We start from the raw sequence: 21,544 nt of genomic DNA, 5'->3' as shown, positions 1-21,544 counted from the left end.
TCGATGTCGTCTGGATCCAGTGTGGAGGACCAGCCCCTCTCTATTGAAGGCCTTGAGGGTTTCATGGGGGACTACTACCAGCACCTGGCTGAGGAGGATGCGCGCAGCTACCCGCGCGACGTGCTGGAAGCCCGGGCTGAAGAGCACCGCCGTGCAGCTTCCGTAAGGCAGCCAGGTCAGGCCAGGATCTCGATTGTCGACGAAGAAGACAGCAGCGTCATCTTCGTCGTCACTGACGACATGCCATTCCTGGTCGATTCGGTAAACGCCGAACTTGTCCGGCAGCACGCCGCCATCAAGCTTGTCGTCCACCCGCTTTTCGTGGCCACCCGCAACCGGGAGAGCGGTGAGCTGGTCAAGGTCAACAGGGTGCCGGCGCACCTCGGGATATCCAGCGGGGACACCGCTGCGATGCCCAACCTTTCCCACCTGATCGCGCAGGGGGAGAACGCCTCCCACATGGAGTCGTGGATCGCCGTCGAAATCCAGCGCGTCCCGGACGAAACGAAGACGTCGTTGCTTGAGGGCCTGACCCGCGTGCTGAACGATGTCCGGGCCGCCGTGGAGGACTGGCCCAGGATGCGCCAGAAGGCGCTGGAAATCGCCGAGAGCCTGGACCGCGTGGCAAACTCAGCGCAGATCGCCGAACTCCGGCAGGCGAAGGACCTGCTGCGGTGGCTGGACGACGGAAACTTCACGTTCCTCGGCTACCGTGAATACGACCTCCTTAACGTGGACGGGGAAGACGTCCTCGAATTGCGCGAGGACAGCGGGCTCGGGCTGCTGCGCGCGGCCGCAGACTCCCCGCACATCCAGCACCTGACCGACACCGGCCGCAAAAAGGCACGGGAAAAACGTGCGCTCGTCATCACCAAAGCCAATTCGCGTTCCACCGTCCACCGCTCCGCCTACCTGGACTACATCGGCATCAAGAGCTTTGACGCGGCGGGGAACGTCAACGGGGAACGGCGCTTCATTGGACTTTTCGCCACCAGCGCCTATGCCGGTTCCGTCCGCGACATTCCCATTGTCCGGGAAAAGGTGGACGCCGTGCTGCAGAATGCAGGCTTCCCGCCGGACTCGCACTCCGGGAAGGACCTGCTGGGAATCCTGGAAACCTACCCCCGCGACGAGCTGTTCCAGATCGAAGTCCCCGACCTTGCCGCCACCGCGCTGGGGATCCAGAAGCTGCAGGAACGGCGGCGCACCCGCCTGTTCCTGAGGCCGGACATCTATGGCCGTTTCATGTCCGCTGTTGTCTACCTGCCCCGTGACCGCTACACCACCAACGTCAGGCTCCGCATCGAGCAGGAACTGCGGGAAACGTTCCAGGCAGTCTCGATCGACTACGAAGCCCGCATGACCGAATCTGCCCTCGCGCGGCTTTTCTTCCGCATCCGCCTGCCCAAGGACGCCGACGTCAGCCACGTCAACAGCGATGAGCTGGAAACGCGGCTGGTCCGGGCCGCCCGGTCATGGAGCGAAGGCATCGCGGAAGTCCTGCGCGAGGGCCGGGATCCAGCCGAGGCCAAGGAACTTGCCGCCATTTGGGCCGAGGCGTTTCCGGCCAGCTACCGGGTGGACTACGAAGTAGAGGACGCGCTTGAGGACATTGCGCGCTTCGAGAAGTACGGTGCTGCGGCCGAGCGGAGCACCGGCGCGCAGCAGGACCGGCCCGGCGTGCACGTGTACCTTCCCGAAGGCGCCGGAGCCACGCTTGAGGAAGATGCCCGGGTCAAGCTCTACATGCTGGAGCCCAAGAGCCTGAGCCAGATCCTGCCGTACTTCCACAACCTGGGACTGGAGGTCCTGGATGAGCGGCCGTTCGAAATCGAGACGGCGGACCACCGTGACTTCTTCCTGTACGACCTGGGGCTGAAGTATCCGGCGGCAGTGGACCCGATGTCCACGGGCGGGCTGCTGGCCGAGTCCTTCGGTGCCGCCGTCACCGGCGCCGCGGAATCGGACAGCTTTGACCGGCTGGTACTCCGGGAAGGCCTGCACTGGCGGCAGATCACCATGCTGCGGGCATACGCCCGTTACATGCGCCAAATGGGCAACAGCAGTTCCTTCGGCTTCATGGCGAACACCCTCCTTGCCAATCCGGACGTGACCAGGGGCCTGACCGCGCTCTTCGCCGCCCGCTTTGACCCCGCACTCGGCGAAGACAGCCGGGCCGAGGCCCAGGCGTCCGTGCGGCAGGAACTGGCAGCCGCCATCGAGAAGGTGGCAACGCTCGACGCCGACCGTGTGCTGCGGACTTTCGTCAACTTGATCGAGTCGACCCTCCGCACCAACTTCTACCAGGACAAGCCCCACCTCAGCTTCAAGCTGGATCCCGCGCAGATCGAAGGATTGCCATTCCCGCGGCCAATGTTCGAAATCTGGGTGTACGCTCCCCGGGTGGAGGGTGTGCATCTTCGGTTCGGCAAGGTGGCGCGCGGCGGGCTCCGCTGGTCCGACCGGCGGGAGGATTTCCGGACCGAAATACTGGGCCTGGTCAAGGCACAGACAGTCAAGAACGCCGTGATCGTGCCTACGGGGGCAAAGGGTGGCTTCTTCGCCAAGCAGCTCCCGGACCCGTCCGCGGACCGTGCCGCCTGGATGGCGGAAGGCGTCGAAAGCTACAAGACCTTTATCAGGGGGTTGCTGGACCTTACTGACAACCTGGTGACCGAAGGTGACGGCCAGCGGCTCGTGCCGCCGTCGAACGTTGTCAGGCATGACGACGACGACTCCTACCTTGTGGTCGCGGCGGACAAGGGCACGGCTACTTTCTCCGACATCGCCAACGGATTGTCCGCCGAGTATGGTTTCTGGCTGGGCGACGCCTTCGCCTCCGGCGGATCCGTGGGCTACGACCACAAGGCGATGGGCATCACGGCCCGTGGCGCCTGGGAATCGGTGAAGCGGCACTTCAGCGAGCTGGACCTGGATACACAGACCGAACCGTTCACCGTGGTGGGCGTGGGGGACATGTCCGGGGACGTGTTCGGAAACGGAATGCTCCTGTCCCGGCACATCCGCCTGCTTGCCGCCTTCGATCACCGGCACATCTTCCTTGATCCCAATCCGGATGAGGAATCCTCGTTCGCGGAGCGGCAACGGCTGTTCGAGCTGCCCAGGTCCTCGTGGGACGACTACAACAAGTCGTTGATCAGCGAAGGCGGCGGGGTCTTTGCCCGTCAAGCCAAGTCGATTCCGGTGTCCGCGCAGGTACGCACCGCGCTGGGGCTGCCGGCCGACACCACCGAACTCAGCCCGCCGGAACTCCTGCGCGCCATCCTGCTGGCACCTGCCGACCTGCTGTACAACGGCGGAATCGGGACCTACGTCAAGGCAAGCTCAGAGTCCAACGCCTCTGTGGGTGATAAAGCCAACGACGCGATCCGCGTCAACGGCCGGGACCTGCGTGTCAAGGTGGTCGGCGAGGGCGGAAACCTGGGCATGACACAGCGCGGCCGCATTGAAGCAGCCCTGCAGGGTGTCATCCTCAACACGGACGCCATTGACAACTCCGCTGGCGTGGACTGCTCCGACCACGAGGTCAACATCAAGATCTTCGTGGACCGGATGGTGGCCGCCGGCAAGCTGCCTGCCGATGATCGCGCAGACTTCCTCGCGTCGATGACAGACGAGGTGGGCCGTCTGGTCCTGGAAGACAACATCGACCAGAACATCCTGCTCCTGAATGACCGCACCAGGGTGGCGGAGTGGAGCCCCAGCTACGAACGGCTCATGGACTGGCTGGAGAAGACCGCAGATCTGAACCGGGACCTGGAAGCGCTGCCCAGCACTGAAGCTCTTCGGGAGCGGCTGCAGCAGGGGCAGGGGCTGACTTCCCCGGAGCTGTCGGTGCTGGCCGCTTATGCCAAGATCGAGCTGGCATCGGCCCTGCGCGACAGCGAACTCGCGGACGATCCGTGGTTCCGTGGGACGCTGCGTTCCTACTTCCCACACCAGTTGCGCGAACGCTTTGACGCGGAGCTGGACACCCATCCGCTGCGCCGCGAAATTATCGCCACCGTGGTGGCGAACGACATGATCAACCTGGGCGGTATCACCTTCGCCTTCCGGGTCATGGAGGAAACGTCGGCCAGCGAAGTGGCGGTTGCCAAGGCTTTCGTAGCGCTGCGCGAGGTGTACGAACTCGACGCCATGGTGTCGGAACTGAACAGCCTGCCTGCTTCGTTCCCAACCGAGCACTGGAGCGCGGTCCACTTGGACATCCGCCGGCTCCTGGACCGGGCGGTCCGCTGGCTGCTCAGCCAGGAAAGTGTTTCGCGCCCCATCGCCGAGGTGGTGTCCGAATTCAAGCCGCTGATGGATCCGATGCGGGCCCGGCTGCTCGACTATCTGCGCGGTGATGACCGCGAGCGGGTGGCGGCGTGGCTGGCCAAGGGCCGCGAGTGGCAGCTGCCCGAAGACCTGGCCCTGCGCTGGGCCGAGCTGTTCGAAAGCTTCGTCCTGCTGGATATCGCCAAAATCGGCCGCTCCCGGAAGGACCCCGTCGAGGAGATTGCGGCCGTTTATTACACGGTGTTTAACCGTTTCCACGCGGACTCGCTGCTGGAACGGATCAGCAGCCTGCCCCGGCAGGACCGGTGGCAGGCGCTGGCCCGTGCGGCGTTGCGTGACGACCTCTACTCGACAGTGTCGGACATGACGACGGCGGTGCTGGACGCCACGTCCACCGCCGAGTCACCCGACGCGCGGCTCAAGGACTGGGAGGCCCAGAATGCCGAGCAGCTGGGCAGGGCCAAGAGCATGTTCGATGAGGTGAACGCCCTGGAGGCCGACGACATGGCCTCACTGTCGGTAGCATTGAGGCTCTTGAGGTCAATCGTCCGACGCTAGCAAGCCGGCGTCGAAAATGGAGGTGCAGTGGCAATCTTTACGGACCCCATCAGGGAACACGCTGATTTCGGGCCGGGCGATGCCGAATGGCTGCACCTCCTGGTGGGGGACTGGCAGATGGTGGCGGACCTGGCGTTCGCCGACCTCGCGCTGTGGTTCCCCCACCCGGAGCTTGGCTACATTGCCCTGGCACACGTGCGCCCCTCTACCACCCACACCGCGTTCCACAGTGACTTTGTGGGCGAAGGCATCAGGTCCGATCTGCAACCACTTGTGGACAAAGCGTGGAACAGCAGGACCATCGAGCGTTCCAGCGAGACGAACTGGAACAGCGAGATGGCCCTGCGGGTGGAGGCCGTTCCCATGGTCCGCAACGGCCGCACCCTCGCGGTGGTCACCACGCACATGGATCTGTCCAGCTCCCGGATGCCGTCCCGGCTGGAACTGACCTACCGTCAGTGCGCTTACGACCTCCTGCGGATGGGCACCCTGGGGCTGTGGCCCGATTTCGCCTCGCCCACCGGATCCCGCCGGGGCGCTCCCCGCGTGGGGGACGGCCTGATCAGGCTGGACGCCGATGGCGTGGTGCAGTATGCAAGCCCCAACGGCGTGTCGGCCTTCCGTCGGCTGGGTGACGGCGAGTCCCTGGAGGGCCGTTCGCTGGCTGAGGTTACGGCCGGCCTGCTGAAAGACCGCCGGATGGTCGATGAGACCCTGCCGCTGGTGGTGACGGGGCGCATGCCCTGGCGCAGCGAAATCGAGTCCCGCGGGGTAAGCCTGTCCCTCCGGGCCATTCCGCTGCGCGACGAGCAGCAGCGGTTTGGCGCGCTGGTGCTCTGCCGCGACGTCTCCGAACTGCGCCGGCGTGAGATGGAACTGGTGACGAAGGACGCCACTATCCGGGAGATACACCACCGGGTCAAGAACAATCTCCAGACCGTGGCTGCACTCCTGCGGATGCAGTCCCGCCGCATGGTGAGCGACGAGGCAAAGCAGGGCCTGGAACAGGCGATGCGACGTGTTGCCACTATTGCACTGGTTCACGAGACTTTGTCGCAGGGCCTCACCCAGAGTGTGGATTTTGACGAGCTGATCGGGCGCCAGTTCCGGCTGTCCGCGGAGGTGGCGTCCCCCTCCCAGCAGGTCAGGACCGAGCGGGCGGGCACATTTGGTGAACTCCCCAGTGATCTCGCAACCCCGCTTGCCCTGGTCATCAACGAACTGGTGACCAATGCCGTTGAACATGGGCTTGAGGGCAGGGCGGGAACAGTATGGCTTATTGCCGACCGGTCCGAAGGTGAGGACGGCGAGGAGTTGACGGTCACTATTGCCGACGACGGCGTGGGACTTCCCGAAACCCCGCACGTCGAGGGACTGGGCCTGCAGATCGTGCGGACCCTGGTCACCAGCGAACTGGGCGGCACCATCACGTGGCAGCGGCGCGAGGGCGGCGGCACCGAAGTCAAGATCCGGCTGAGCCTGGCGGGCAAGTAAGGCGCAGCCTTCCAGACTGCCTTCCTCCGGGCGTGCGCCCGCAGGAAGGCAGGAAGGCCAACGCTGGCAACGAGAACAAACAGAGGCCCTGGGACAATCCATCTGGATTGTCCCAGGGCCTCTGTTTTAGTCGACCTGCGCTCCTGCCCTGCCGTTGCGGACTCTAACTAGGAGGCGCGGCGTGCACGGGCAGCGCGACGTTTCAGGGCGCGGCGCTCGTCTTCGCTCATGCCGCCCCACACACCGGCATCCTGGCCGGACTCCAGGGCCCACTGCAGGCACGTGTCCACGACGGGGCACCGCCGGCAGACGCTCTTGGCTTCCTCGATCTGCAGGAGGGCCGGTCCGGTATTCCCGACGGGGAAGAACAGTTCCGGGTCCTTGTCGAGGCACGCTGCGCGATTACGCCAATCCATGCTGATCAGTTGCTCCATTTCTGGGAATTGCCTTTGTGAAATTATTCACTAGTGGCTACAAAGGAAAAGGGCCCTTTGGGCCCCCTTGGTCATCTGCATCAAGCCTGTCATGTTAACGCTGTGTAAACAAGGGGTAATAACGCCCGAAATCCCACGAAACCTGAGCGATGCATCACAGTGACGGCCGGCGCCCTCACCAGTGTCCGACTATGTCCGGTAGGGTGCCAGTGTGTCAAGACCCCCGGTGAACCCAGCAGGTACCCCATCTTCTCCCGATGACTCCGGTAGTGGCGCTGACCGCCCAACGGCCCGGCCGACCACGGTACCTGCCGGGGCCAAGGTGGTAGCGCTCGTGGCAGCTGCCGAGGCCTCCGCCCTCCTGGTGGCAGCCGGATGGTATGCCTTCGAATTGCTGTCCGGGAGTCCCGTCCTGTCCTTCTGGGGCGCAGTCTTCACCATGGGCCTCCTGCTTGCCTTTTCCGCATGGCTTTATGCCGTGGCCGTCTTTCTCTACCGGGGCCTCCGGTGGACCAGAGCGGCTGCGCTGGTGGCCCAACTGTTCGTTCTAACCATCGGGGTGCCGGCAATGACCAGCGGCCTGGTCCTCGTGGGCCTCGCAATGGTGGTTCCGGCGGTCATCGCTATCGTTCTGCTGTTTTCCAACAGGGTGATAAACCATGCCTCGCGCACAGGGGCCGCGCCGCCGACCCTCTGACCCGTGCCTGTGTCTTCCAGTCCGTGACGGAAAGGCTTAGGCGACGGTGCAGCCAGCTCTCATTTTCCCGCCCAAGCCACCTGAAGGGGGCAGGATCGGCCGCCGGAGATCAACACGCCGCGGCCGGGCGGCGGGCTGGCCTCGGTTTCGAACCGGCTCCCGAACAGGTCGCCGTCAGCTGCTGAACGGGGACAGAGCAGCAGCCCCAGGCCCGATGCCCTGGCATTCATGATCAACGGAACGCGCTGAAGGAGCGCCGGGCTGAAAGCGGCGGTGACGACGGCAGCGTAGCCAAGTGCATTCAGCTGGCCCAAATCCCTTACCGCGGGCGGGGCGAGCAGATCCACATCATCGACAAGGAGAATTGACCCGAGGGGAAGCTTCCCTGCCTCAGCCTGCACCAGCAGCTCACCCCAGGCATTTCCGGCCGCCTCGGAAGGTCCGGGACAGGTGCACCAGGACTGCTCCGGGTTGAGTGCCTGCAGAGCGTGCAAGGTATTGGTCTTGCCGCTTCCGGGCCCGCCAAGAATTCCGATGACGCCAGCGCCGGGCAACCGAAATATCACTGGGGCAAGCTCGTCCCCGGACACGCCCAGAAGGATTTCGCGTTGGCGTCGGCCCGCTTTCGAGGGCAGTACTGTTCCAGGCCGCCGGGAAAAGCGCCCTTCTTCAACCAATGCCCGGCCGGGCTCAGGTTCGGGGACATGACCGGCTCCCGTTTGCCCTGCCATCGCTGCAATTTGCCGGACCGTGATTGTCGCCGGAAGGGGTTCCACGCGGAATGGAGGCGAACCGGCGCGTGGATAACCGGGGTTACCGATACTGTCTGGGGCAGAGGGTCGGTAGAACTGGCAAAGTGCGGGCCCGCCGCCGGAGACAGGGCCAAAGGCTGCCGCCCGCCCCTCGATAGCCGGGACGGAAGGCAGCCGCGGCCACATGGCCCGGCTTTCCTCCGTGGAACCGGATGGAAAGTAGAAGCGGTTGGGGAGGGCACCGAAGAATCGGGCTGTCACCAGCTCGCGCTCGCCGGAGAGCAGCAGGGTGATGCCCACCCTGGCGCCGTCACGGACGAGGTCGGTGACCAAGTCCTCAGCCCAGGCCAACGGTCCCGAGCGGAAGGCCGAGACCCAGGATCCCCAGCCGGAGATGGCGAGGACGAGAGGTATCCGGCCGGTGGCTTGGCTGGCCAACCGCTGCCCAAGTTCCCGGACAAGCCGCTCCAGGATGCGTACGCCCCGCCGAAGCTCGTGCAGTCCGGCATAGGCGCCTGTCCTGCCTGCCCGGGCCAGCGGCAGGAAGCCTCCTAAGCCATCCAACAGGTAGAAGTGGGTTTCAGCAGGGCCGAGCATCAGTTTGGAGACAGCCAGTTGGAGCCCCTCTGTGGCACCGGAGGCCGGACTGCCGATGAATGCTGCGTGGCCATGGTGGGCAGGGGCCCACACCAAGGCCTCTACCTTTTGTTTTTCGGGTACATCCATCAAGCCCAGCCGTACCCCGCCCACCGGGCCCATTGGCTCTGCCTGGCATGGGTCGCAGGTGGGGTTAGCCGGAGTGGGTTCTTCCAGTTGCTCCGGAAGGGGAGGAGCCACAGGCCTGCGTGGCAGTTCCTTTTCCTGGGCAGCGCACAGGTTCCGCACCATGGCTGTCAGCGGCTCCACCGCTTGCGCGGGGGTTGAGACAGTGGCTGCCCCGTGGCCGACGTCGATGCCTTGGGCGGCGAGGTAGTCGGTTGTCCGGTGGACGTCAACGGCAGCGGGAGGTCCCACTCCGGAAGGTGAGGCCAGGGAGGCTCCCTGGAACTCCTCTGCCGCCTCGGCCCCGCGGGCCAAAAAGGCGCGGCCTGGCGAGTCGACACTGATGGCCGCGGCGTCCTTGGAGTTGACGATATCCACCGACTCCATTTCTGACTGCACTCGAAGGGCAATACTGGAGGTGACGTTGGCGCGGATGTCTGCCGTCAAGGCACCCTGCGGCCTCTGCGTTGCCATCACCAGGTGGATACCCAGCGATCGGCCGATAGCTGCGATCCGCAGCAGCTCCCGAAGTACTTCGGGTGCATCGTCAACCAGCATCCTGAACTCGTCGATGACGATGACCAGATGGGGGAGGACGAAGTCCCTGGCGGCAGGTGTGGAGCGGTAGGCGGAGATGTCCGGGACGCGCGCGGCCGAAAGGCAACTCTCCCGAAGCCGCACTTCGGCGCGGAGTGAGGTCAGCGTTCGATCCATTTCGCCGTTGGAAAGGTCTGTCTGCAATCCGACGCAGTGCACCAGGCCCGCCAGCGGGCCAAGTCCTGAACCGCCCTTGAAATCGATGAAAAAGAAGTTGACCCGCTCCGGCGGATGGCTCAGGGCGAGGGCAAGCGTGAGGCTCCGGAGGAGTTCCGATTTTCCCGAGCCGGTGGTGCCTGCCACCAGAAGGTGGGGGCCGTCAGCATGAAGATCGATGAACTTGGTTCCGGCTGAGCTCAGTCCCAGTGGTGCTGCCAGTCCATCATCCTCCGCGCTGAAGCCCCATCGGTCCGCGGTGGCTTCCGGAGTAAGGGGCAGGACCTGGCCGAGGCTGCAGACAGCCGGAACACCTGAGCCCGGTTCCTTGCCCTCCGGGGATTGGCCTGCCCGGCGCCGGCAAAAACGAGTGAACACATCTTCCGGCACCAAATCGGGGACGAAGACGGTCTCGCGGAGGTCCAACAGCGCGACTGAGCGTCGTTCGGCCAGGAGGACATCGGGCGGAGGCCATTCCCCTTCGTCCGGGAGAAAGTGAAGGACCTGCCACCCACACCGTAGTGCGGCTTCGCGGACGCCCTGTTCAGCTTCGGCGGTGGAGGGTTCACCCCGAATCAACAGCACTCCGCGCTCGCAGCCCCCGGGATGGACGCCGTTTAGGACACTGAGTCCGGCATCGGCTGTTGCCGTGAGCGTCACCCTGCGAAGGTACCGGGCAGCGAGTGGCAGGGTTCCCGGCGTCCCGTGGACGACGACGTGTGTGGTGCCCCCGCGCGGGTACCCCGCCAGTTGCATGAGAAGGGAGCGGATAAGGCCGTCGGTTGCAAACCGCGGTCCGCCCACCGTCGTGAGCGGGCGGTCCGGGTCCAGCAGGACAGGGGCCATTTCGGGCGGTGGAATCACATGGGCTGCGCCAGCCGGTTCTACCCGTACGTTCGGCGCCTGTTCCGCCTGGCCCACCCGCAGCCAGATGCCATCGGCACCCGAACCATCACGGGCCGTCTCCTTACCTGTTTCCGCTGCCAACGCCACGAGAGACAGGGGAGGGGCGCACCGCCGTCGGCGTTTTCTGTCTTCCTCGGCAGCCGCGTGCACCGCAGCGGACAATTTCTGCTTTTGCGGCTCTTCGCGGTTCGTGGGGAAACGGGTCCCTGGAATGAGCGTCATGCCGCCGTCCGGACGGCACTTCGTAAGAGAATAACGGATTTGTAGTTGGCTGCGTTGCGGTACCCGCGGGCGGTTCGCTTGATGTTCTTGATAGCGGTGTTGTTGGCCTCGACCTTCCCTGTTGTGGCGCCGGTAATGATCAGCACCTCTATCTCTTTCCACCATCTGCAGACGGTTCGGTAGAGCCTGTTCGTCTCCGGCCGTGCGGCTGCCCTGACCAGTTCCTCGAGTACCGTCTTGGCCGTCGCGGCGTCTTCGAGCGAGCCGGTGCGGAGTAGTGCCCGGAGTTGTTCCTTGACGTTCCAAACAGCCTGGAGGGTTCCTGTGGGATCGTCCAGGGTGAATACTTCCTCGAGTCGGCGGCCGGCCCTGCAGCTGAGGGTGTCGCCGCCCCGGAGGAGCAGCATGCGGTGGGCCCAGGCCTTGTCGATGGCCCGGCCGCGGCGGCCCTTGACCTGTTGCGAGAGGTTCTGCCGGGTCTCCGTCATGGCCTGGTTCGCCAGGGAGATCAGGTGGAAATGATCAACGGCGACTGCCGTGCGCGGCAGCCACATCCGGAGCGCTTTACGGAATGCCGCCGAGGGGTCGATCGCGACGACCTGCACGGCCAGGCGCCACTCCAGGGGCCGGGCGAACAGCCAGTCCCCGACGCCCTTGTGGTCCCGCCCGTCGACGACACCGAGGACCTGGCCGGTGTCGAGATCAACGATGGTTGTCATCCAGGGTTCGAACCGGGTCCACGCCTTCGTTGACGGGTCCTGGAAGTAGCGCACGGACCGGAACCGGTGTTCGTCGATGCCGAGCATCCGCGGGCTGAGCTTGTCCACGTCGGGCAACCGCAGCAGGCAGGCTTCGGTCACCGCAGCCCGGACCATCCACCAGGACACGGAGAAGCCGGCAGCGGTCTCCGAGACGGCCCGGCCGGAGCGGATGACGGCGTCCACGAGCTGGTCCCGAAGGCGGCTCGTGGACCGGGCATGGCGCGGGACCTGGGGCGTGGATTCGAAGAACGAGAGCCGGTCGCAGGCCGGTTCCTCGCAGTACCAGCGGTACTTGGACCAGAGGACCTCCACGGGCCCGGCGACAGGAATATCACGGAGCCGTTGAAGGCGGCGCTCTTTCCGCCGGGAAGCGATGACCCCGCAGCTCGGGCAGCCCGGTAGCTGGTCCGTTTCAACGATGACCTGCCTCCGGCCGGCAGTGATGGTGGTGGAGATGACATGGTAGTCGGGCAGGTTGAAGAGGATAGTGGCAGCGTCGGCTGCGACCCCGGTAGGCTCGTTCAAAGGCTCGTGGTCCTGTTCCAGGTTGAATGCTAGACACACTCATCCCAGCAGGGCCACGGGCCCTCTTGTCTTCAACGACACGAACTCAATTCCCCACCAACCACGAAGAGCCGCTTTTGCTGCCTCCCGCTGAGCGCAGTAACCAGGACCGGGAACGCGGAGCCCAGGGAAAAGACGAGGAACATCCACATGCCCGTGAGCATGGCCAGCAGCACCCCGATTACCAGCGGCAGAACCGCGGCCAGGAGGAGCGCAGGACGGTTTCCGGCCTCGACCCGGCCGGCCACCACGATGGGGTCAGCCACCGACTTTCCTGCATCTGCCAGGACCCGTACAGGCAGTTCGGCAAAAACGAGGGACAAGTTCGACTGCCCGCACCTGATGTTGGAGTCCGTGGAGATGACCGCGCTGCGGATCCGCTCCCCGTTGACGTAAGACCCGTTGGCACTGTCCAGGTCAACCAACATAATGTCCGTCTCCGTAACGATCACCCGGGCGTGTTCGCGGGAAAGCTCCGGATCCGGAATGACAATCCGCGTGCCGCTGCGGCCAATGCTGTAGCTGCCACGTTGGAGCCGGACAACCGTTCCCGCTGCCGGGCCACTGTCAATCATGAGGGCCAGCGGAGCCGCACGATCCCCGACCGGCGGACGTTTCGGCCGCCGCCTTAGAGGCGCGGTGCCGCCATCGACAAAGATCGCCGCCTCCACCAGCGGAGGAACACCGAGCACCAGGGAACACAAATCTTCCCCGTCCACGGAGACAGCGCCTGCGCCGAACTTCCGTACCAACTGCTGGTGAATCACGGAGCCGGACGTGCCAGGCGGCGCATCGATGGATAATTCCACAGGTGGCTCGACCTTCGGTGATCCCGGGCCGCCAACCAGCGTGCAGTTGAATGTCATGGTTGGGATCCTTCGCGTATTTACCCACACGCTAGTCACGGCCGTCAGTACCGGGCAGGCAGTTCACGCTCTATGTGGATAAAAGAGTGGTTGCGCCTGCCTGATGCGGCCTGTGTGCCGGCTCACAGCGAGCGGCTGATTCGACGGCCCGTGCAGTCCCTCGGGTAGGCTAGAGCAGCAGACAATGCGCACGATTGCGCTGCCCGCATTCGAACCAGGAGATTTTGTGACCGCTGACCTCGTCATCGTAGGGTCCGGCTTTTTTGGCCTGACAATCGCAGAACAGGCCGCCACTGAGCTCGGCCTGAAGGTCGTCGTCATCGACCGTCGCCACCACATCGGCGGAAACGCGTACAGCGAAAAGGAAGAGCAGACCGGGATTGAAATCCACCGGTACGGCGCCCACCTTTTCCACACCTCCAACGAGCGGGTGTGGGAGTACGTCAACAGGTTCACCACCTTCACGGACTACGTCCACAAGGTCTATGGCGTCCACAAGGGGGAGGTTTATTCGCTGCCCATTAACCTGGCCACCATCAACCAGTTCTTCCGGGCCAACCTCACCCCCGGCGAGGCCAGGGACCTGATCCAGGAGCAGGCCGGCGAACTGGCAGGAACGGACCCGCAAAACCTGAACGACAAGGGTATCCAGCTCATCGGGCGCCCGCTCTACGAAGCATTCATTAAGCACTACACGGGCAAGCAGTGGCAGACCGACCCCAAGGACCTGCCGGCGGGCATCATCTCCCGGTTGCCCGTGCGCTACAACTACGACAACCGGTACTTCAACGACAAGTACGAGGGCCTGCCGACCAACGGCTACACCGCATGGATCGAAAAGATGGCGGAGCACCCCAACATCGAGGTGCGGCTCAACACGGACTTCTTCGACGAGTCCCACGAGTACAGCAAAAACAAGGTAGTCGGCAATATCCCGGTCGTATACACAGGGCCGGTGGACCGGTACTTCGACTACGCGGAGGGAGACCTGTCCTGGCGCACCATCGACTTCGAGGAAGAAGTCCTGGAGATGGGCGACTTCCAGGGCACGTCCGTCGTGAACTACAACGACGCCGACGTTCCTTACACCCGCATCATCGAGCCCCGGCACTTCCACCCGGAGCGCGACTACCAGACCGAAAAAACGGTCATCATGCGCGAGTTCTCCCGCTTCGCCGAAAAGGGCGACGAGCCCTACTACCCGGTCAACACCTCCGCGGACAGGGAGCGCCTGCTCAAGTACCGCGACCTGGCAGCGGCCGAGAAGGACGTCCTGTTCGGCGGCCGGCTGGGCACCTACAAGTACCTGGACATGCACATGGCCATCGGGTCCGCGCTGAGCATGTTCGATAACAAGATCAGGCCGCACTTCGAAAGCGGCGTACAGCTTGAAAGCGGGGGAGTTGACGCATGAGCGTGCCTACCGACAACAAGACGAAGAAGTCCGTGAAGACTGATACGGCCAAAACCCAGCAGGCGTGGCAGACGCTTCAGCGCGTGATCCTGCCCAGCGCGAGCCAGATGGATACGGTGCCCCTGTACATGGATATGGGCACCGCTACCGGTATCCAACTGCCTACTGCCGGGGACCGGGACGGGAAGGCGAACAAGGCCCGGACCATCAGCAGCCCCACCAAGGAAGCGCACGTGGAAGACTTCCTTTCACGCCACTCAACGTCTGTCCGCTCAGGCGAGCGGGTGTCCTTCGGTTCCTACTTCAACGCCTTCCCGGCCAGTTACTGGCGGCGGTGGACCACGGTGGACAAGGTCCGGTTGCAGGTCCGGACCCAAGGGGCCGGCTCCGTCATCGTCTACAAGTCGAATGCGCGCGGGTCCCTGCAGCGGGTGGACACCCGGAGAGTTGAAGGCACGGCGGAAAGCACCTTTGAGCTTTCGCTCGCGCCTTTCGGTGATGGCGGATGGTACTGGTTTGACCTGCTTGCGGGTACAGAGCCGTTGATTATGCTCGACGCCGAGTGGCAGGGAGCGGCGGTCGAAACGACGCCGGGGTCAGTTACGCTCCAAATCACCACCCTGAACAAGACGGACTTCTGCCTGAACAACCTGCGCCTCCTTGCCGAAAGCGAAGAAGCACTTGCCCACGTGCAGGAAATCCTGATTGTGGACCAAGGGACGCAGAAGCTTGCCGACGCAGCGGGCTTCGATGAGGTTAAGCGGTCCCTGAACGGCAAGCTGCGCATCATCAACCAGTCCAACCTGGGTGGCTCAGGCGGGTTCGCCCGCGGCATGTTTGAAGCTGTAGAGAACGGCAGCGACTACGCCCTGCTGATGGACGATGACGTGGTTGTCGAACCGGAGAGCATCATTCGCCTGCTGACTTTCGCGGACCGGTGCAAGACGCCGACCCTCGTCGGCGGCCATATGTTCGACCTGTACAACCGCACCGTGCTGCATACCTTCGGCGAGGTGGTCAATCCTTACCGGTTCCAGCCGTCGCTCCCCAGCGAGGACATGATCCTGGGCCACGACTTCCTGTCGTCCAACCTTCGCCAGACCCCCTGGCTGCACCGGCGGTGCGACGTCGATTACAACGGCTGGTGGATGTGCCTCATCCCCACCCAGGTAATCCGTGAAATCGGGCTGTCACTCCCGCTGTTCATCAAATGGGACGATTCCGAATACGGGTTGCGGGCCAAGGCCGCCGGCTACCCGACGGTGTCCCTGCCTGGTTCAGCCGTTTGGCATGTTTCGTGGATCGACAAGGACGACCTTGTCGGCTGGCAGGCCTACTTCCACGCCCGCAACCGGGTAGTGGCCGCGCTCCTGCACAGCCCCTACGAGTTCGGCGGCAGGGTCATCAAGGAGTCGCAGTACGCCGACGTTAAGCACCTCGTATCGATGCAGTACGCCACAGCGCAGGGCCGGCAGTGGGCATTGGAAGATGTGCTGAAGGGCCCGGATGCCTTGCCAGGGCTGCTGTCCGCCAAGCTGCCGCAGATCCGCAGCATGATGTCTGCACACTCTGACGCGGTCTTCCGGCCCGATCCTGATGACTTCCCCGCACCCAAAATGGACAAACCTCCACGCCGGGGCCACGGACCGTCACAGCCACGGAAGCTGACTCTCTTGCCATGGGCGGCCAAGACTGTCGTTCGGCAACTCGCGAGCCCGGTCAAGGGCACCAACGCCGAACGGCCGCAGACCACAGTTGCGCACCAGGACAACCGGTGGTGGCGGATGGCGCAGTATGACAGCGCTGTTGTGTCCAACGCCGAAGGCACAGGAGCTTCCTGGTACCGGCGTGATCCCAAGCAGCTGAGGAAGATGCTGGCCGAAAGTGCCAAGCTCCACTCTGCACTGCTGAAGGAGTGGCCTGCCCTCAGTAAGAAGTACAAAGCCGCCGTTTCGGAGCTGACCTCCATGGAGTCTTGGAGGAAGACGTTCGAGCAACACACCCAGAACGAGATCAAGTGAGCGCAATTGCGTCCGGTGAGCTAACTACTCCCGGACTGGGCGGTGGCCTGCGGGACATCAGGCAGTCCGGCTTCCTGCTGAAGCTGCTGGTCCGCAAGGAACTCAAGGTGCGTTACCGGGGATCTGTGCTGGGACTCCTCTGGTCATACGTGAAGCCGGGAGTGCAGTTCATTGTCTTCTACGTGGCCCTGGGGGTTTTCCTCGGCCTTGAACGGAGTGCGCGGAACCCGGAAGGGCTTTCCAACTATGCGGTCTACCTGTTCTCTGGCATCGTCCTGATTAACTTCTTCACCGAGGCCCTGGGCAACGCCGCACGGTCGATAGTCAATAACGGAAACCTCATCAAGAAGATCTATCTTCCGCGCGAGCTCTTTCCCGTTGCTTCCGTCTGGGTGTCGGCCGTGCACTTCTTCCCGCAGCTGGTGGTGCTGGTCATAGGGTGTGTCCTGGCCGGCTGGCATCCCAACCTCGTTCAATTGCTGGCTGCGGTTGCGGGTTTCGTTATCGTTGCTCTGCTCGCAACGGGACTCGGTCTGCTGTTCGGGGCGGCCAACGTCTACTTCCGCGACTCCGAGAACCTGGTGGACATGCTCCTGATGATTGCCACTTGGGCTTCCCCTGTGATGTATGCGTGGTCCATGGTCCAGGAGAAGCTTGGCCCAGGGTGGTTCGCCGTCTACCAGGCAAACCCGATCACGATTGGAGTGGAACTGTTCCACTACGCCTTTTGGTTCCCCACAACGGACGGATCGGTCGCCATGCCGCCGAATCTCTTCAGTCTCTGGCTCTTCGTTGGGCTCGGCGTGGCCCTTGCCATCCTCCTGCTGGGCCAATTCACCTTCCGGCGCCTTGAGGGCCGTTTCGCGCAGGAGCTCTAAGTGGTTAAGGCAATCGAAGTTTCCGATATCAGCAAGCAGTTTGTCCTGCGCCATACCCGGTCCATCAAGGAAGCCGTCGTTTGGCTTTTGAAGGGCCGCAAGGGGGATTTGTCCGAGAAGTTCCACGCCCTCAAAAACGTTTCTGTTGACATCGAAGCGGGGGAAACGGTGGCGCTCCTGGGCCTGAACGGTTCAGGCAAGTCCACTCTGCTCAAGCATATTTCGGGCGTCATGCTTCCAGACACGGGGACGGTAAAGACGAGGGGCCGGGTTGCGGGACTCATCGAAGTAGGCGCCGGGTTCCACCCCGACCTCTCCGGGCGGGACAACGTGTTCCTCAACGGTGCCATTCTGGGAATGACGGAACAGCAGATCAACGAGAGATTCGACGATATTGTCGAATTTTCCGAAATCGGCCAGTTCATCGACACCGAGGTTAAGTTCTACTCTTCCGGGATGTACCTTCGCCTGGCTTTTTCGGTCGCAGTGCATACAGACCCGGAAGTCTTCCTGATCGATGAGATCCTCGCGGTCGGTGACGAGCCTTTCCAGCGTAAGTGCATCGACAAGATCCAGGAACTGGCGCACGAGGGAAAGACACTCGTTGTGGTGAGCCACGACCTGGATCTGGTTTCCCGCATCTGTGACCGGGGAATCCTGATGGAGCACGGTAACGTGAAATTTGATGGACCCATTCACGAGGCTGTCTCGATCCTGAGAGCCTGACGGGCGCAATTCGCAGCAGGTCATCAGCTGCTTGCAGATTTTGTTTGACAATCAGCGGTACGAGGTGCCGCTTCGGCCCGCGTGCCGGTAACTTTTCGGAGGATTCTTGTCCTGGTTTGACCAAGTACCGCAGTTTCTCCTCGCACTGGTTCTGCTGTTCATTCCGGGGCTCGCCGTGGCCGTTGCAGCCCGCCTCGAAGGACTCCGCATCTTCGCCCTGGCCCCGGGAATCAGCGTCTCCATAGTCGCAATTTCGGCTGTTGCAGCTCCCTTCCTGGGGCTCTCCTGGTCGTTGCTTCCCGTGCTGGGCACAACCGCTGTCATGACCGGACTCGCTCTTGCTGCATCATTCTTGGTTGCGCGGAAAAGCAACAAAGTTGGGGCCAGACACAGTGGCAGACCGCAGTGGAGTGTCCTTGCTGTTTCGGCGGTCTCGGTTATTCTGGCCGCGGTGCTCGTCTCGCGCCGACTAATCAAAGCCATTGGGCAACCGGAGTCCTTTTCCCAGACATTCGACAATGTTTTTCACCTGAACGCCATCCGGTACATCCTCGATACGGGTTCCGGCTCGTCCTTGACCCTTAATGCGATGACGGGCGCCTCGTCATATCCTGCTGCCTGGCACGACCTTGTCTCGCTGCTTGTCAGCGTCGGTGGAGGAGGAATACCCGCGTCCGTCAACGTCGTCAATATTGTGGTGGCCGCTTTGGTTTGGCCGCTTGGCTGCATCTACCTTGCGCAGGCTATTTGGGGGAACCGTCCAGCAATATGCATCTCCGCCGGCGTGCTCTCGGCAGCCTTTGGCGCCTTCCCAATCTCGCTCCTCGACTTTGGGGTGCTCTACCCAAACTTTCTCGCGGTTGCACTCTTGCCGCTGGTCGTGGGCATATCGGTGGAGGTACTGGGTTTGTCGCCAGCACCGATTCGCTCCAGGTTCATTGGGGTGCTGGTCCTGCTCGCTGTGCTCCCGGGTCTTTCCCTTGCCCACCCCAGCGCCGCCATGGCCTGGATAGCGATGATGACGCCGGCCGCCGCCTACGTCTATGTCCGTCTGGTGGCGCGGACGCTTGCGTCGTCGCGCGGCCGCAGGCGCGCACTGAATCTCGCCGCGCTGGTCGCCGTCCTGGTGGGCACCGTAATGGTTGTCCGCCTTCTGTGGAACCTTGTTCGTCCTCCAGCCGAGGCGGCATTCTGGCCCCCCGTGGAGACCACGGGACAGGCCATCGGCGAGGTGATCGCGAGTTCGGCGATCGGACGCCCGGTCGGCTGGGCCGTCCTGGCGCTGACCCTTATCGGCATCTACGTGACAATTAGGTCCCGCCGGCAGCTGTGGTGGCTGGGTACATACGCTGTGGTGGGTTTCCTGTTCGTGGTTGTCAGTTCGTTTCCCGCCGACCAGTTCAGGATGTACTGGACCGGTATCTGGTACAACGACCCGCCGAGGCTTGCTGCGCTCTTGCCACTGGTGACAATCCCGCTTGCCTCCCGCGGGGCAGTTTGCATCTGGGATCTGTTCTTCAAGAGCAGCGTGAGGGGTATGGAGGCTTTGCAGCGGAAGCGGTTGGCAAGGCCTGAAGGAGCTGCAACTGATCGCGCCGCCGTTCGTCAGGTAGCGACGTACTCGACCGTTGCCGGCCTCCTCATGGTGCTGGCCCTGGGTGCGGCCACGCAGCGGGCGAATGTGCGCCAGGCGCAGGATGCGATGGCAGGCTCCTACCGGCTGGCCGCGGATTCGCCTCTGGTCTCCCAGGATGAGCTGAAGCTGATTGACCGGCTGCCGAACGAAGTGCCGAAGGATGCCGTCCTGGTTGGAAACCCATGGAACGGCAGCTCACTCGCCTACGCGCTTGCCGACCGCAAACTGATCCAACTGCACATCCTCAGTGCCGTTCCAGAAGGGACTGCAGCACTCCTGAACGGCCCTACTCCTGCGAAAGATGATCCCGCCACCTGCCCAGCGGTCCGGAAGCTGAACATCGACTACATCCTGGATTTTGGTCACCGTGAAGTGCATGGCAGGGACAACGGATACAAGGGGCTGGACAACCTCATCGCCTCCGGCCTGGCGACGTTGGAAGACTCGGAAGGCGAAGCGAAGCTCTACAAGCTGCACCTGTGTGATAGCTGACGTGCGCAGCCTGGCATTTATATAGCCCTAAGCGGGATTTATATAGCCCTAAGCGTCCTCAGACCAGGGAGCAGTAAGCCAAGGAAAAGGACTGCTTCACTGATTGCCATTGACATCGCGACCCCATCTATCCACCCCGCGATTGCAGTTGAGAACATTAGGCTTACGCCGATGACGGCCGAAATAACCGTCCAAGTCAGAATCAGCCGCTGGCGGCCATGCGGCAACAGGAGATTGCGAATGAACGGAGAACTGGCCGAAATAAACAAAAACGAGGCTCCGTAGAGTGCGCATGTTGCCTGGCTGGCCTTGTTAGCGGAACCAAACAGGATTTCCGACGTCAATGGACCGAGTGCGGCAAGGAAGACAGCTCCAGCCAGGCCCAGCGCAAAGTGGGCTGCGACGGCGGCTGTATGGCGTTTCCTGGCGCTGGAGGCCTGCGGTTCGAGAGTCCAGCCCTGGAAGGTATTGCCTAAGGCCATCACCGAGAAGAGGCCAAAGCGGTAGATGGTATCGGCAGAGCCGAATCCTGCCACTACCGTGCTGGGAATGAAGGCCTGGGCGATCGGAACAGGTGTTGCAGCGTACGTGGTACCGGAGAGACTGATCGCTGCCGGCCCGAATTGGCCGCGCAGATGCTTAGTGGTTCCACGCCAAGAGGTGAACGTTTTGCCCCTCTCCGTAACAACGAGTCTGTGGAAGACCACAAGACTTATCCCAACAGCGGCCAGCAGTATGACTGGATAGAGCCAGATCTCCTTGGTCACCAGTATTGTTGGGACCGCAACAAGGGTTGCCGCCACCCGGGGCAGAGTATCAAAGGTCGCAAGCAGCGTTGGCTTTCCAACCCCTATGCAAAACCATGCCGGTGACAGGCCAACCACTGCAGTCGTTAGGGACATTGCTGCGCCGTCATAGCGATGCTCGGGGGCAGCCAACTGCCACGCCAAAGCGAAGACCGCGGGAAATACCACCGCTGAGAGGACCAGACGGGTTCTGATGCTCTCCCTGTAAACCTCTGCTCTGTGGAGAGGAGAGGGGTTCTGGGCTATTTCGACCGGACCGACTGTAGTCCATCCCCAGGCAATCACAGCACCACCAAAGGCGCCGATGGCCTGCCCGGATACAAGGCTCGACCAACCTCCTTCTCCGGCGACACGGGACAAGATGGGCAGGAGTAGGAACGGCGTTACGAGCGATAACAGGGGTAAGCCCGTAAAACCGGCAAGCCTCAACAACACGGCTTTCATACTCAAGCACTTCCTTCGATTAGTACTGCAAGCCTGCTGCGTAGCGTGACCGTATTTTT

General features: G+C 63.0%; 13 protein-coding genes. 8 read left to right on the top strand and 5 right to left on the bottom strand.

The genetic code is table 11. From position 1 onward, the window contains the following. Positions 1 to 3 precede the first annotated feature (3 nt). Both LFT44_RS13150 and LFT44_RS13145 read left to right on the top strand, forming a co-directional pair. A complete protein-coding gene (locus tag LFT44_RS13150) occupies positions 4 to 4,857 on the top strand; it encodes an NAD-glutamate dehydrogenase (protein ID WP_236798903.1) in 4,854 nt (1,617 codons plus the stop codon). A gap of 27 nt (positions 4,858 to 4,884) precedes the next feature. Further along, entirely contained in the window at positions 4,885 to 6,351 is a 1,467-nt protein-coding gene (locus LFT44_RS13145; RefSeq protein WP_236798902.1) for a sensor histidine kinase, read from the top strand. 167 nt (positions 6,352 to 6,518) lie between these two features. Here LFT44_RS13145 and LFT44_RS13140 read toward each other — a convergent pair whose 3' ends face one another. Then, positions 6,519 to 6,767, bottom strand: coding sequence for a WhiB family transcriptional regulator (locus LFT44_RS13140; protein WP_003804966.1), 249 nt, complete (start codon positions 6,765 to 6,767; stop codon positions 6,519 to 6,521). Positions 6,768 to 7,107: 340 nt separating this feature from the next. Here LFT44_RS13140 and LFT44_RS13135 point away from each other — a divergent pair, with 340 nt between their 5' ends. Further along, positions 7,108 to 7,482, top strand: coding sequence for a hypothetical protein (locus LFT44_RS13135; RefSeq protein WP_236798901.1), 375 nt, complete (start codon positions 7,108 to 7,110; stop codon positions 7,480 to 7,482). Between the two features lie 59 nt (positions 7,483 to 7,541). Here LFT44_RS13135 and LFT44_RS13130 read toward each other — a convergent pair whose 3' ends face one another. Genes LFT44_RS13130 through LFT44_RS13120 form a run of 3 tightly spaced genes read right to left on the bottom strand, consistent with a single transcriptional unit; the run spans position 7,542 to position 13,068 of the window. Further along, a complete protein-coding gene (locus LFT44_RS13130) occupies positions 7,542 to 10,877 on the bottom strand; it encodes an FtsK/SpoIIIE domain-containing protein (RefSeq protein WP_236798900.1) in 3,336 nt (1,111 codons plus the stop codon). After that, positions 10,874 to 12,202 carry an ISL3 family transposase gene (locus LFT44_RS13125; RefSeq protein ID WP_236798899.1) on the bottom strand — a complete coding sequence of 443 codons (1,329 nt, stop codon included), beginning with the start codon at positions 12,200 to 12,202 and terminating at the stop codon, positions 10,874 to 10,876. Before LFT44_RS13125 ends, LFT44_RS13130 begins: the two co-directional genes overlap by 4 nt. 32 nt (positions 12,203 to 12,234) lie before the next feature. Beyond that, positions 12,235 to 13,068, bottom strand: a complete 834-nt coding sequence (locus LFT44_RS13120; RefSeq protein WP_236798898.1) for an FHA domain-containing protein — start codon at positions 13,066 to 13,068, stop codon at positions 12,235 to 12,237. Between the two features lie 226 nt (positions 13,069 to 13,294). Between LFT44_RS13120 and glf the strand changes: the two genes are divergently transcribed. From glf to LFT44_RS13095, 5 genes are all read left to right on the top strand, one after another. Beyond that, complete coding sequence (glf, locus tag LFT44_RS13115; RefSeq protein ID WP_236798897.1) at positions 13,295 to 14,482, top strand: UDP-galactopyranose mutase; 1,188 nt, start codon at positions 13,295 to 13,297, stop codon at positions 14,480 to 14,482. After that, entirely contained in the window at positions 14,479 to 16,503 is a 2,025-nt protein-coding gene (locus tag LFT44_RS13110; protein ID WP_236798896.1) for a glycosyltransferase, read from the top strand. The genes glf and LFT44_RS13110 overlap by 4 nt, the downstream gene beginning before the upstream one ends. Beyond that, positions 16,500 to 17,381: an ABC transporter permease gene (locus tag LFT44_RS13105; protein WP_236798895.1), complete on the top strand. Its 882-nt coding sequence runs from the start codon at positions 16,500 to 16,502 to the stop codon at positions 17,379 to 17,381. Before LFT44_RS13110 ends, LFT44_RS13105 begins: the two co-directional genes overlap by 4 nt. Further along, the gene (locus tag LFT44_RS13100; RefSeq protein ID WP_236798894.1) at positions 17,382 to 18,107 is read left to right on the top strand and encodes an ABC transporter ATP-binding protein; all 726 of its coding nucleotides are present in this window, start codon (positions 17,382 to 17,384) and stop codon (positions 18,105 to 18,107) included. Between the two features lie 106 nt (positions 18,108 to 18,213). Continuing rightward, entirely contained in the window at positions 18,214 to 20,235 is a 2,022-nt protein-coding gene (locus LFT44_RS13095; RefSeq protein WP_236798893.1) for a DUF6541 family protein, read from the top strand. Positions 20,236 to 20,273: 38 nt separating this feature from the next. Here the strand turns inward: LFT44_RS13095 and LFT44_RS13090 are convergent, their stop codons facing one another. After that, the gene (locus LFT44_RS13090; protein ID WP_236798892.1) at positions 20,274 to 21,485 is read right to left on the bottom strand and encodes a lipopolysaccharide biosynthesis protein; all 1,212 of its coding nucleotides are present in this window, start codon (positions 21,483 to 21,485) and stop codon (positions 20,274 to 20,276) included. Between the last annotated feature and the right edge of the window lie 59 nt (positions 21,486 to 21,544).

The organism is Arthrobacter sp. FW306-05-C, assembly GCF_021801725.1.
Taxonomy (GTDB): domain Bacteria; phylum Actinomycetota; class Actinomycetes; order Actinomycetales; family Micrococcaceae; genus Arthrobacter.
Note: the sequence above shows the minus strand (reverse complement) of the source record. Positions and strands in the feature narration are given on the sequence as shown.

Coding starts and splice junctions, on each gene's coding strand:
- LFT44_RS13150 (WP_236798903.1), top strand. CDS start 4: ATGTCGTCTGGATCCAGTGTGGAGGACCAGCCCCTCTCTATTGAAGGC.
- LFT44_RS13140 (WP_003804966.1), bottom strand. CDS start 6,767: ATGGATTGGCGTAATCGCGCAGCGTGCCTCGACAAGGACCCGGAACTG.
- LFT44_RS13130 (WP_236798900.1), bottom strand. CDS start 10,877: ATGACGCTCATTCCAGGGACCCGTTTCCCCACGAACCGCGAAGAGCCG.
- LFT44_RS13120 (WP_236798898.1), bottom strand. CDS start 13,068: ATGACATTCAACTGCACGCTGGTTGGCGGCCCGGGATCACCGAAGGTC.
- LFT44_RS13110 (WP_236798896.1), top strand. CDS start 14,479: ATGAGCGTGCCTACCGACAACAAGACGAAGAAGTCCGTGAAGACTGAT.
- LFT44_RS13090 (WP_236798892.1), bottom strand. CDS start 21,485: ATGAAAGCCGTGTTGTTGAGGCTTGCCGGTTTTACGGGCTTACCCCTG.